The following is a 12,298-nucleotide window of genomic DNA, read 5'->3' as shown; positions in this document are numbered from 1 at the left end:
GCGTCGCGGACATCCGGGCAAGTCTAATGGCCGATATCGCGCTGGTCAGGAAGACCCGCAGACAGGCGCCAACCTGCTTAGGCTGAGCCGCATGAGTCTGGCTCGACACTTGCCGTTCTGGCGGTGGTTGCGGCTGGCCGCTGGCATGCCGTCGTTCGTCCGGACCGGTCAGGTCGGCGACGGTCGAGAAGCCGCGTGCGCAGCGTACGTCGAGATGCACGCCCGCCGCGGCGACGCCGACGACGTGCTGGCCACCATCGACCGGTTCGCCCGCCAGGAAGCCATGCTGGTCAACATCGGCGACGAGAAGGGCCGGCTGCTCGACGCCGCGGTGGTGCGCGCGCAGCCGTCGCTGGCGTTGGAGTTGGGCACCTACTGCGGTTACAGCGCGCTGCGGATCGCCCGCAACGCACCATCCGCGCGTGTGGTGTCGGTCGAGTTGTCCGCGGCCAACGCCGAGGTCGCCCGCCGTATCTGGACCCACGCCGGCGTCGAGGACCGGGTCACCTGCGTGGTGGGCACGATCGGCGACGGCGGCACCACCCTCGACGCACTCGCCCGCGACCAGGGCCTGGCCTCCGGCGGCGTGGACTTCCTGTTCATCGACCACAGCAAGGACGCCTACCTGTCGGACCTGCGCAGCATCCTGGACCGCGGCTGGCTGCACCGGGGTTCGATCGTCGTCGCCGACAACGTGCGTGTGCCGGGTGCCCCGGCCTACCGGGCGTTCATGCGCGAGCAGCAGGGCGTGCTGTTCGACACCACCGAACACAAGACGCACGTCGAGTACCAGTCACTGTTGCCGGACCTGGTGCTGGAGTCGGAGTATCTGGGGTCTTAGCGGGCGCGGGGATGCGCACCGGCCCACACCTCGCGCAGCGCGCTGACCGTGACCATCGTGTAGATCTGCGTGGTGGTCACCGAGGCGTGGCCGAGCAGTTCCTGCACGACGCGCACGTCGGCGCCGCCGTCGAGCAGATGCGTCGCGAACGAGTGGCGCAGCACGTGCGGTGACACCGTCGCGGTGATCCCGGCACGTTCGGCGGCGTCCTGCAACACCTGCCAGGCGCTCTGCCGCGACAAGCGGCCCCCGCGCGCGTTGAGGAAAATTGCGGGCGTGCCGCGACCGCGTCGCGCCAAGTCGGGACGCCCCCGCACCAGGTACGCATCGAGCGCGGCGACGGCGGGGCGACCGATCGGGATGAGCCGCTGCTTGCCGCCTTTGCCGCGCAGCAACACCGACCGGGCTTGGGTGTCGACGTCGTCGACATCGAGACCCACGGCCTCGGAGATCCGGGCGCCGGTCGAATACAGCAGTTCCAGCAGCGCGCGGTTGCGCAGCGTCAGCGGTCCGTCGGTCTCGCTGTCCCCACCCGCGGCGTCGAGCAGGGCGAGCACTTCGTCGATGCTCAGGCTCTTGGGGAGTCGCCGGCTCGGGGTCGGCGGCTTGACGTCGCGGGCCACATCCAGCGTGGCGATGCCTTCGGCCGCCGCGAAGCGGTGCAGTCCGCGGACCGCGATCAACGCCCGCGCCGCCGACACCGCCGACAGCGGGACGACGCCGTTGTCGGGGTCCCCCTGCCGCAACGCCACCAGGAAGTCGCTGACGTCGTCTTCGGCCACCACCGCCAGATCATCGATGCCCCGCGCCGACAGATGCTCGGCATAGCGACGCAGGTCGCGTCGATATGAACTCAGGGTGTTCGCGGCCACGCCCCGCTCGATCGCGAGGTGGTCGAGGTAACCCTGCAGCTGACCGTCGAGGGCCATCGGCACCGACGTCGACGTCACAGGTGCCCCTTGCGACGCGCCAACGCCGTGGGCCGATCGGTCCACGGCGCGTCGACGGCGCGCAGCTTCTCCAGCTCGGGCATCGCGTAGGCGGCCAGGACTCCGGCCACGGTGATCGAGTTGACGATCTCTCCGGCGTACACCTTCTTCACCGCATCGGTGAGCGGCATGCGCCGCACCTCGAGGTCGGCTTCCTCGTGCTCGGCGTGCGGCCGGTCCACGTCGCGTAGGTCGGTGGCCAGGAACACACGCACGCTCTCGTCGCTGAAACCGGGCGCGGAATCCAGGTCGACCAGGGTGTGCCAGGACGACGCGGCCAGGCCCGCTTCCTCTTCCAGCTCGCGGGCGGCGGTGACGTGGGGCGGCTCGCCATCCATATCGAGCAGACCGGCGGGAAGTTCCACCAGCCGTCGGCCGAACGCGTGCCGGTACTGGTGGATCAGCACGACGTTGGCGTCGTCGTCGATCGCGACGACGGCGACGGCCCCGAAGTGTTCGACGATCTCGCGGCGGGCGGTGCCGCCGCCGGGCATGCGGACCTCGTCGGCACGCAGCGCCAGGATGTTGCCGACGTGGAGGGTCTCGGACGCCTCGACGGTGAAGTCGTGACTGCCGGGGCCGGTGTCAGCCACGGACCGGCAGCTCTTCGAGAGCGTGCTCGGCGCCATTGGCGGAGATGTCGGCGTGCTCGGGGATCTCCACCGGCAGGCGTTCGGCGTTCTTGTAGTCCAGTGAAGCGCCGACGAACGCGACGAACAACGGATGCGGACGGGTGGGCCGGCTCTTGAGTTCGGGGTGCGCCTGGGTGCCCACGATGAACGGGTGCACGTCGGCGGGGTACTCGACGAACTCGACGAGGTGACCGTCCGGGGAGGTTCCGGAGAACTGCAGCCCGCTCTCGGCGATGCGCTCGCGGTAGGCGTTGTTCACCTCGTAGCGGTGCCGGTGCCGCTCCGACACCTCGGTGGCACCGTACGCCTGGGCGACGATCGAATCCTCTTGCAACACAGCGGGATAGGCGCCGAGGCGCATGGTGCCGCCGAGGTCGGCCTCACCGGCGACCGCGTCGCGCTGATCGGCCATCGTCGAGATCACCGGATCGGGCGTGGCCGGGTCGAACTCCGCGGAGTTCGCCTCGGCGATCCCGACCGATCGGGCCGCCTCGATCACGATGCACTGCAGCCCCAGGCACAGGCCCAGCACCGGCAGGCCACGGCGGCGGGCGTAACGGATCGCGCCGATCTTGCCCTCGATGCCGCGGATCCCGAAACCGCCCGGGATCAGCACGCCGTCGATGTCGGCCAGCGCGGAGGCCGCGCCCGCGTCGGTCTCGCAATCGTCCGAGGCCACCCAGTGCATCTCGACCCTGACGTGATGGCCGAAACCGCCGGCGCGCAGCGCCTCGGCCACCGACAGATACGCGTCTGAGAGATCGATGTACTTGCCCACCAACGCGATCCGCACGGTGTCGCGCGGTTCGTGCACGCGGTGCAGCAGATCGTTCCACTGCGTCCAGTCGACGTCCCGGAACGGCAGATTCAGCCGGCGCACCACATACGCGTCGAGTTCCTCGCGGTGCAGCACCTTGGGGATGTCGTAGATCGACGGCGCGTCGGGCGTGGAGATCACACCGTCGACGTCCACGTCACACATCAGCGCGATCTTGTTCTTCAACGGTTCGGGCACGTCGCGGTCACAGCGCAGGATCAGCGCGTCCGGCTGGATACCGATGCTGCGCAGCGCCGCCACCGAGTGCTGCGTCGGCTTTGTCTTCAGCTCACCGGACGGTGCCATGAACGGCACCAGCGAACAGTGCAGGAAGAAGCAGTTCTCGCGGCCCACCTCGTGGCGCACCTGGCGGGCGGCCTCGAGGAACGGCAGCGACTCGATGTCGCCGACCGTGCCGCCGACTTCGGTGATCACCACGTCCGGACGGCTGCCGCTGCTGTCGGCCTCGGCCATCTCGAGAATGCGGCGCTTGATCTCGTCGGTGATGTGCGGGATCACCTGCACGGTGTCGCCGAGGTACTCGCCGCGCCGCTCCTTGGCGATCACCGTCGAGTACACCTGACCGGTGGTGACGTTGGCCGACCCGGACAGGTCGCGGTCCAGGAAGCGTTCGTAGTGCCCGACGTCGAGGTCGGTCTCGGCGCCGTCCTCGGTGACGAACACCTCACCGTGCTGGAACGGGTTCATGGTCCCCGGATCGACGTTCAGATACGGGTCGAGCTTCTGCATGGTGACCTGCAGTCCGCGAGCGGTCAGCAACTGACCGAGGCTCGAAGCCGTGAGTCCCTTGCCGAGCGATGACACCACGCCACCGGTGACGAAGAGATGCTTCGTGGCGGTCTGCGGGTGCTTGCGTAGCGCGGGCAAGAGCAACCTCCGTGACGACGGGCAGGGCTTCTAATTGCTGGTTTCGGCTCGTGTCCGAATCCGTGTCGGGGCCTGCCGACCCACGGAACCCCACCCTAACACCGTCTCCGACAAGTCGTCGCTGACACGCGGGCGCCGCACGCCGCGCACAGCCGCGTCACTGCGGGACGGTGACCGCCGTCGCACCCCGGCCGACGCCGAACTGCCCCGGTTTGCCGCCGGCGAGCAGATCGCCGAGTGCCAGCACCGCGGTGATGCGCCCCGGCTCGCGGTTGATGTCGTCGACCGTGCTGTACGCGTTGTTCAGGGCCGAGTCCGAGCGCGCGACCGCGACGGCCGCGGTGCCCGACGCGGAGCCGTCGCGGCCCACCAGTGCCGTGCCGGACCCGTGCTGCGCCAAGCCCGCGGTGAACCGGGCGACGGTGGCGCCCTGGTTGCCGGCGTCGTCACCGAGCGCGCCGCCGGTCACGACGAGCGCGGTGTCTGCGGCGCCGATGCGTTCGGCGCCGAAGGTGATGAACCCGGCGTCGCGCAGAGTGTTCAGGACGGTGTCGCGGGCGGCGTCGTCGACCGGCCGCGCCCGGGGATCCTTGTTGATCAACAGGCTGATGCCGAGCAGGTCCCCCGCCTGGGAACCCTGGTCGACGGTCGCGGTGTTCAGCTGGGCACCGGCCGGAACGATCGGCGAGTTGACCACCGACAGCAACTTCTCCGCAGCGTGCGCCTCGACGAATTGCGTTGTCAGGCCGATGGTCCCGCTCACCCTTCCGCCGGCCTGCCCGACCAGGCGGACCAGCGCTTCGACGTCGTCGTCGTCGGCCTCCGGGGTGCGGAACAGCACCACCGACTTGTCGCGCAGATTGCCCGCGAGAATCCGCGGGGCCATCTGGGCGTCGAAATCCGCTGCAGCGGCCAACTTCTCGTTGAGTGCGTTGCGTTCACCCGTCAGCGTGTCGATCTGTTCCTGCAGTTCGTGTTTGTCGTCCTGCAGACCCGACAGCACGGTGTTGGACAGCAGACCGGAACCGAGGGCGACGCCGATGGCCAGGGCCAGGAAGACCGCGGCGAGTGAGATGGCGTGCGTGCGCAGCGAAATCACTGGAGGATCCTTACGAGATCAGGCCCTGCGCCCACAGCAGGAACTGGTTCCAGTACTCGCTGATCCATTCCAGCACTGCTGCATCGGCGCGCGACACCCACAGTGCCGCGATGACCGCGATCAGCATCGCCAGCACGAGCAGCGCGATCGCGCCGCCCGACACGCGGCTGCGGTACAGCGTGGCAACGGCTTTCGCGTCGACGAGCTTCTCCCCCACCCTCAGCCGGGTCAGGAACGTCGACGGATTGCTCTGCTGGCGGCTGCGGTCGAAGAACTCCTCGATGCTCGCGCTGTGTCCCACGGTGACGATCAGCGAAGCGCCGTGATGGTCGCACAGCAGCAAGGCCAGATCGGCCGCCGAACCCGCGGCCGGGAACGTCATGGCCCCGACGCCGAGATCCTGGATGCGTTCCAGACCGGCGGCATGCCCGTCGGCGTCGGCCGGCAGCACCACCTGGGCGCCCGACCGCAACGCCTCGGTGCTGATCTTGTCGGGGTCTCCGACGATCAGGGCGGGCCGGTAACCGGCCTTGCGCAGGATGTCGGCGCCGGTGCCCACGCCGACGAGCACCGGCTGGTACTCCTTGATGAACGGCTTGAGCGCTTTGAGATCGGCTGCGGCATGGGGCTCTTCGGCCACGATCACGACGTGGCGGCGGTTGAGGTCGACGTCGATGTCGGGGATGCCGATGCCGTCGATGAGCAGCGGGCTCTCGCTGCGGATGAACTCGATGGTGTTGCCCGCGAATGCCTCGAGGTGAGCGACCAGCCCGCTCTTGGCGTCCTGCATCAGTTCATGGATGTCGGCGTCGGTGCGTTCGGTGCCCAGAACCAGTCGGCGGTCCCCGGAGTACACGCCGCCCTCGTTGAGGCGGATGCGGGCGCCGTCCTTGACCTTCTTGAAGACCTCTGGCCCGGTGTCGTCGATGAGCGTGATGCCGTTGGCGACCAGTACCTCGGGACCGAGGTTGGGGTAGCGCCCGGAGATCGACGACGACGCGTTGACCACCCCGGCGACGTTGGCTTCGACGAGGGCGTCGGCGGTGATGCGGTCCAGATCCAGGGCGTCGATGACGACGATGTCGCCCGGCGTCAGGCGTCGCAGCAGCCGATCGATGTCGCGATCCACTCGGGCGGTGCCGGTGATACCCGGCCGTGTGCTGGCGTTACGGGATAGCAGCGCTGACATCTTCATGCCCGAGATTCTGACCAGACCGGGCGCCGATCAGCCGGAGGCGCGCCGTAACACCAGCCTCATTAGTTCATTCTTTTCACACCAGTCACACGATCAGGGGGTGCTCTCCCGGTCCGATCGCGCGGCGTCGAGCAACTCTCGGGCATGTGCGCGACCACTGTCGGACTCGCCGAGTCCGGCCAACATGCGCGCCAGTTCAGCCACCCGCTGGTCTTCGTCGAGACGCACCACTCGACTCGACTTGGCCCCGCTCTCGACCACCAGGTGCACATCGGCGTACGCAGCCACCTGCGGCAGATGGGTCACGACGATGACCTGGTGGGTGCGGGCCAGCCGCGCCAAGCGACGGCCGATCTGTACCGCCGCGCGTCCACCCACGCCGGCGTCGACCTCGTCGAACACCATCGTCGTGCCCTCTGTGGACGCCGCCAGCACGACTTCGAGTGCGAGCATCACCCTCGACAGCTCGCCGCCGGAGGCGCTCTTGTGCAGCGGAAGGATGTCGGTGCCCCGATGGGCGGCGAAACCGAACTCGACGGCGTCGGTACCGTCGCGCCCCGCGTGCACGGTGTCACCCGACGGCAACAGCAGCGGCGCGGTGTCCTCGACTCGGGCGAGCAGCGGACTGACCGCGATGGTGAACTCGGCCCCGGACATCGCCAGACCCGACAGTTCGGCGGTGACGGCCTTCGACAGTCCGCGCGCTGCCTTCACCCGCGCCTTGGTGACCTCGAGTGCGGCGGCGACGACCTTGGCCTGCAGTTCCTCGACCTGTCGCTCCAGCGCGCCCAGCGTCTCCTCGGAGACGTCGAGCTGGCCGAGGCGTTCGCGGGCTTCGCCGGCCCACTGCAGCACGCCGTCGATGTCGGCGGCGTACTTGCGGGTCAGCGTGCGCAACTCGGCCTGACGCGTCAGCTTGGTTTCCAGATCGCTGGCGTCGCTGGGCAATTCGGAAAGGAAACGACCCAGCTCGCCGGACACGTCGACCAGAGCCGCCAGCGCGGAGTCCAACTGCTCGGCCAGGGCCTTGAGGAACGAGTCGTCGGTGCCTTCGAGCGCGGCGCGCGCCAACCCGACGGCGCTGGCCGCCGACTGCGCCTCGACCGTGTCGTCCCCGGCCAGCGACGTGCGTGCGGTCTGGACCGCGTCGCGCAGCGCGTCGAGCTCGGAGAGCCGGCGGATGTCGTCGACCAGGTCGGCGTCCTCACCGGGGCGCGGGTCGAGCACGTCGATCTCGTTGAGCGCGAAGTGCAGTCGGTCGGCTTCCTGCGCGAGCTCGCGGGTGCGGCGGCGACGGTCCTCGAGGTCGCGTTTGGCCTGCAGCCAGGCGTCCCGGGCGGCGCGGTAGCGCTTGAGCGGGCCGTCGACCGCGGCGAACTGGTCCAGGGCCGCGCGCTGATGGTCGGGGCGGATCAGCCGCAGCTGGTCGTTCTGTCCGTGCAGGGTCAGCAGCTCGCCGGTGAACTCGCTCAGCGATTTCGCCGGAACGCTGCGGCCGCCGAGGTAGGCGCGCGACGGTCCGTCGCGGCTGACCGAGCGGGCGGCGATGACCGTCCCATCGTCGTCGCGTTCGGCTCCCGAGGATTCCAAGAGTTCGTCGACGCGTCCGGTTGCGGTGGTACCGAGGTCGGAGGTGTCGAAGCGTCCTTCGACCACCGCCCGCGGCGCGCCTGACCGCACCTTGCTCGCGTCCGCGCGGGCGCCGCCGAGCAGGTGCAGTCCGGTGACCACCATCGTCTTGCCCGCGCCGGTCTCGCCGGTCAGCACGGTGAACCCGCGGTCGAACTCCGCGGTCGCGGCGCTGATGGCGCCCAGCGACTCGATTCGTATTTCGTTGAGCACTACTGTCCGCGCCACCCTGTGACCGGCAACCGGAACTTGCGCACCAGTCGGTCGGCGAACGGTGCGCTGTCCAGCCGCACCCATTTCAGCGGTGTGGCGCACCGGGTCACTTCCACGCGCCCGCCGGCCGGCACGATCATCTCGCGACGCCCGTCGCAGAACACCACGGCGTCGTGGCCGCCGGCTTCCACCTCGATCGCGATGATCGCGTCGGGGCTGGTGACCATCGGCCGCGCGAACAGTGCGTGAGCGTTGTTGGGCACCACGATGATCGCCTCCAGATCGGGCCACAGCACGGGGCCGCCCGCGGAGAACGCATACGCCGTGGATCCGGTCGGGCTGGACACCAGCACTCCGTCGCAGCCGAACTCCGACACCGGGCGGCCGTCGACTTCGAGGACCACTCCCATCACCCCGAGGCGCGGCGCTTTCTCCAGGCTGGCTTCGTTGAGCGCCCAGCCGCGGTCGAGCAGTTGGCCCTGCGCCCGGACGGCCACGTCGAGCGTCATCCGTTCTTCGATGCGGTAGTCGCGGTTGATGACATGGTCGAGCACCGCATCGATGGCTTCGGCTTCGGCTTCGGCCAGGAACCCGATGCGGCCCAGGTTCACGCCCAGCACCGGGATCTCGACGTTGCGGGCCAGTTCGGCCGCGCGCAAGAAGGTGCCGTCGCCGCCGAGGACGAGCACCAACTCGCAGCCGCCGGCAGCGCGCTGATCGGCGTCGACGACCTCGATGCCTGGGCCCAGGACGCGGGTGTCGTCCGGGGACAACGGGACCGGTCCGCGGTCGACGGCTTCGGCCGAGAGCACCCGCAGCGTTATTCCGTTGTCGCCGAGCACTTTCTTGACCCGTCGGGCCACTTCGGTGGCTTCCTCGCGGCCGGTGTGTACGACCAGGAGGATGGTCCGCTCGTCGCTCATTGAGGGCCCTCCTCGACCGCTTTGCCGATCGCGGCGTCCAGGTCGGCGCCCGTCAGCGCTGCGGCGGTGTCGGCGCGCAGGTGCAGGAAGTACTCGACGTTGCCTGCGGGGCCGGGCAGCGGACTGGCCGTCACCGCGACGGTGTGCCATCCGAGCCCCCCGGCCCGTCGGGCCACGGTGCCCACCGCATCGGCGCGCAACGCGGGGTCGGTGACCACACCGCCCGCACCGACGCGTTCCTTGCCCACCTCGAACTGCGGTTTCACCATCGGAACGATATCGGCGGTCGGCGACGCGCAGGAAGTCAGCGCCGGCAGGACGGTCGACAGCGAGATGAACGACAGGTCGGCGACGACGAGATCGACCGGGCCGCCGATCGTGTCGCTGGTCAGCTCGCGGACGTTGGTCCGCTCCATGACCGTCACTCGCGCGTCGGTGCGCAGTGACCAGGCCAGCTGTCCGTATCCGACGTCGACGGCAACCACCTCCCGGGCGTCGCGGTGTAACAGGACCTCGGTGAAGCCGCCGGTCGAGGCCCCGGCGTCCAGGCAGCGCCGGCCCGCGACGCTGACGTCGAAGGTGTCGAGGGCACCGATCAGCTTGTGCGCGCCGCGGGACACCCAGGTGCTCTCGCCCGGCGCGACGGTCAGACGCGCGTCGACCGAGATGGCGGTGGCCGGCTTGGCGGCCGGCATGCCGTCGATGCTGACGCGACCGGCTCCGATCAGTTCTGCCGCCTGCTGGCGGGAGCGGGCCAGCCCGCGTCGCACCAGCTCGGCGTCCACACGCGCGCGCCGCGTCACGTGGATCAGCCCTTCTCGACCGATTCCAGCGCCTGCACCAACACGTCGTGGGCTTGCTCCAGGCGGGCGGCCACGTCATCGAGTTCACTCACCGACGGTTCGGTCTGCTCGCCGAGCAACTCAGCGATCTGGGCACGGATCTGGTCGGGGTCAGTACTCATGTCGGTGCTCACGCTAGCCGATCCGGGTTTATCCGAGCGACCACCGGGCCATGGCTTCGCGAGCCGTGTCATCTCCTGCGGCCAGCGTCGTCGGGCGCTGCTCGGCGGCCCAGACCGCCGCCGCGATCGCGCGGACCACCGAGAGCGGATCCGCAGGGACATCTGCTGCGGCCGCGTGAACGGTGACCGTGGTGTCGGCGATCTCGACCCGCCACGCCGGTTGCGGGCCGACGCGCAGGACGTCGGCCTCAGCGGTGAGGGCGCGTAGATCCTCGGCCAGGAAGTCCGGACGCTGGTCGGGATCGGCCCACACCGCGTCGACGGCGGTGTGCACGCCGCAGAGCACCATCAGGCTCGGTAGCCGCGCGGCCCGCGCGCCGGCGATGTCGGTGTCCAGCCGGTCACCGACCACCAGCGGGGTCCGGAACTCGCCGCGGGACAGGGCATCGGTCATCAGTGCGGGTGCGGGCTTGCCGGCGACCTGGGGCTCGCGATCGGTGGCTGTGCGCAGTGCCGCGACCATGGAACCGTTGCCGGGAAGCAGACCGCGCTCGGAGGGCAGCGTCTTGTCGACGTTGGCCGCGACCCACAGCGCCCCGTTGCGGATCGCCAGTGCTGCTTCGGCAAGGTCGGGCCAGCCCGTGGACGGCGAGTGGCCCTGAACCACCGCGACGGGCTCGTCGACCCATTCGCGAACGGGGTCCAGACCCACGCCGCGCACTTCGTCGGCCAGCGCCTCGGTGCCCACGACCAGCACCTTGGCGCCGGCCGGCAATTGTTCACAGAGCAGTCGAGCGGCGCTCTGCGCGCTGGTGACGACGTCGTCGGGCGCGGCTGTGAAGCCGAGCTCGCCGAGGTGGCCGGCGACCTGAGCCGCGGAGCGGGATGCGTTGTTGGTGACGTAGAGGACCCGCGCAGGCACCGTCGCCAACGTCTCCACCGCCCCGGGGGTCGGTGCGTGGCCACGGAACACGGTGCCGTCGAGGTCGAGCAGCAAGCAATCATGCTGCTGCGCAAGTGAAGTCACGTCAGGACAGCTCCGTGACCCGATCTTCGGCGTCGGTGACGCCTTCGACGTCCGCGGCGGCGGCGCGCAGGAACCACTGCAGTGCTTCGTCGGTCCGCTCCAGAGCCAGCAAGGTGTCGGCGTATGCGTAGAACAGCCGCGCCGCGGTCTGCCCGGTGCGCGAGGGATCGAGTTCCGGTGTGGCCAACACGGCCAGCGCGGCTTGATGCTGACCGAGATCTGAACGCGCACCGGCGATCACGATCTTCAGTTCGTCGGCGTCGTCACCGGTGAGCGCGGCAGCCTCTGGGCTACGGCCGAGTTCGATGGCACGTTCCGGTCGTCCGATACCGCGTTCGCAGTCCGCGATCAGCGGCAAAAGCGGTGAGCGACTACCCATTCGGCGCGCGGCCCGGAACTCGGCGAGCGCCTGCGCCCAGTCGCCGCAGTGATAGGCGGCGATGCCGACGGCTTCCCGGACGGCCGCGATGCGACCGGAGCGGGCCCGAGCCGCCTGGGCGTGGGCCAGCGCGGCTTCGGGATCCTCGTCCAGCAGGTCGCCGGCCGCGACCAGGTGACGCGCCACGAGGTCGGCGGTATGCCGGTCCAAGGTGGTGAGTTCACCGCGGATGTCGGGGGCGAGCTGCTTGGCCTCGACGTCGTCGGGGATGCGAGGCCCCCGCGCCGCGTCGTCGGCGTCGGATCTCGGCTGCGCCGGACGGGCTCGTCGAGGACCGGAGAAGCGCGGCGCCGACCGTTGATCACCGCGGGGCCGTTGCCGGCCGGCTTCCGGTCCGCGACGCGGTTGCCGGTCGCCTCGTCCGCGCTGATCGTCTTGTCCCACGCAGAAAGGATACGGGCTTTCTGGGGAGCCTCACAATCAATGTGAATTGCAGTGAGTCACACGGAATTGCACTGAAAAGAAAATCGCCCCCCGCGTATTCGCGGGGGGCGATTTCTAATTTGTGTTCGGCGGTGTCCTACTTTTCCGCCCGGGTGGGCAGTATCATCGGCGCTGGCAGGCTTAGCTTCCGGGTTCGGGATGGGACCGGGCGTTTCCCTGCCGCTATGGACCGCCGTAACTTTATTCACTCGTTTTCGA

Annotated in this window: 12 protein-coding genes and 1 rRNA gene; 1 reads left to right on the top strand and 12 read right to left on the bottom strand. The window is 69.5% G+C overall.

Annotation, left to right across the window (positions count from 1 at the left end; all coding sequences use genetic code 11):
- The first annotated feature begins 91 nt into the window (after nucleotides 1–91).
- Nucleotides 92–841, top strand: coding sequence for an O-methyltransferase (locus tag ACQI46_RS17795; protein ID WP_427095353.1), 750 nt, complete (start codon nucleotides 92–94; stop codon nucleotides 839–841).
- Here ACQI46_RS17795 and xerD read toward each other — a convergent pair.
- The 12 genes from xerD to rrf form a co-directional block, all read right to left on the bottom strand.
- Entirely contained in the window at nucleotides 838–1,770 is a 933-nt protein-coding gene (gene xerD, locus ACQI46_RS17790; protein WP_427095551.1) for a site-specific tyrosine recombinase XerD, read from the bottom strand. The genes ACQI46_RS17795 and xerD overlap by 4 nt on opposite strands.
- Before the next feature lie 17 nt (nucleotides 1,771–1,787).
- On the bottom strand, nucleotides 1,788–2,459 hold the full coding sequence (locus tag ACQI46_RS17785; protein WP_427095352.1) for an NUDIX domain-containing protein: 672 nt from the start codon (nucleotides 2,457–2,459) through the stop codon (nucleotides 1,788–1,790).
- Complete coding sequence (locus tag ACQI46_RS17780) at nucleotides 2,416–4,167, bottom strand: CTP synthase (protein ID WP_427095351.1); 1,752 nt, start codon at nucleotides 4,165–4,167, stop codon at nucleotides 2,416–2,418. Before ACQI46_RS17780 ends, ACQI46_RS17785 begins: the two co-directional genes overlap by 44 nt.
- 157 nt (nucleotides 4,168–4,324) lie before the next feature.
- On the bottom strand, nucleotides 4,325–5,266 hold the full coding sequence (locus ACQI46_RS17775; protein WP_427095350.1) for a copper transporter: 942 nt from the start codon (nucleotides 5,264–5,266) through the stop codon (nucleotides 4,325–4,327).
- Nucleotides 5,267–5,276: 10 nt separating this feature from the next.
- The gene (steA, locus tag ACQI46_RS17770; RefSeq protein WP_427095349.1) at nucleotides 5,277–6,461 is read right to left on the bottom strand and encodes a putative cytokinetic ring protein SteA; all 1,185 of its coding nucleotides are present in this window, start codon (nucleotides 6,459–6,461) and stop codon (nucleotides 5,277–5,279) included.
- A 93-nt stretch (nucleotides 6,462–6,554) separates the two neighbouring features.
- Complete coding sequence (gene recN, locus ACQI46_RS17765) at nucleotides 6,555–8,303, bottom strand: DNA repair protein RecN (protein ID WP_427095550.1); 1,749 nt, start codon at nucleotides 8,301–8,303, stop codon at nucleotides 6,555–6,557.
- The gene (locus ACQI46_RS17760) at nucleotides 8,303–9,226 is read right to left on the bottom strand and encodes an NAD kinase (RefSeq protein ID WP_427095348.1); all 924 of its coding nucleotides are present in this window, start codon (nucleotides 9,224–9,226) and stop codon (nucleotides 8,303–8,305) included. Before ACQI46_RS17760 ends, recN begins: the two co-directional genes overlap by 1 nt.
- Nucleotides 9,223–10,029: a TlyA family RNA methyltransferase gene (locus ACQI46_RS17755; protein ID WP_427095347.1), complete on the bottom strand. Its 807-nt coding sequence runs from the start codon at nucleotides 10,027–10,029 to the stop codon at nucleotides 9,223–9,225. Before ACQI46_RS17755 ends, ACQI46_RS17760 begins: the two co-directional genes overlap by 4 nt.
- Before the next feature lie 5 nt (nucleotides 10,030–10,034).
- Nucleotides 10,035–10,190 carry a hypothetical protein gene (locus ACQI46_RS17750; RefSeq protein WP_427095346.1) on the bottom strand — a complete coding sequence of 52 codons (156 nt, stop codon included), beginning with the start codon at nucleotides 10,188–10,190 and terminating at the stop codon, nucleotides 10,035–10,037.
- 28 nt (nucleotides 10,191–10,218) lie between these two features.
- Nucleotides 10,219–11,217, bottom strand: coding sequence for an HAD-IIA family hydrolase (locus ACQI46_RS17745; protein ID WP_427095345.1), 999 nt, complete (start codon nucleotides 11,215–11,217; stop codon nucleotides 10,219–10,221).
- Between the two features lies 1 nt (nucleotide 11,218).
- The gene (locus ACQI46_RS17740) at nucleotides 11,219–12,040 is read right to left on the bottom strand and encodes a tetratricopeptide repeat protein (RefSeq protein WP_427095344.1); all 822 of its coding nucleotides are present in this window, start codon (nucleotides 12,038–12,040) and stop codon (nucleotides 11,219–11,221) included.
- Between the two features lie 123 nt (nucleotides 12,041–12,163).
- A 5S ribosomal RNA gene (rrf, locus tag ACQI46_RS17735) occupies nucleotides 12,164–12,277 on the bottom strand.
- Nucleotides 12,278–12,298: the final 21 nt, after the last annotated feature.

Source organism: Mycobacterium sp. SMC-4 (assembly GCF_050205565.1).
Lineage (GTDB): Bacteria > Actinomycetota > Actinomycetes > Mycobacteriales > Mycobacteriaceae > Mycobacterium.
Note: the sequence above shows the minus strand (reverse complement) of the source record. Positions and strands in the feature narration are given on the sequence as shown.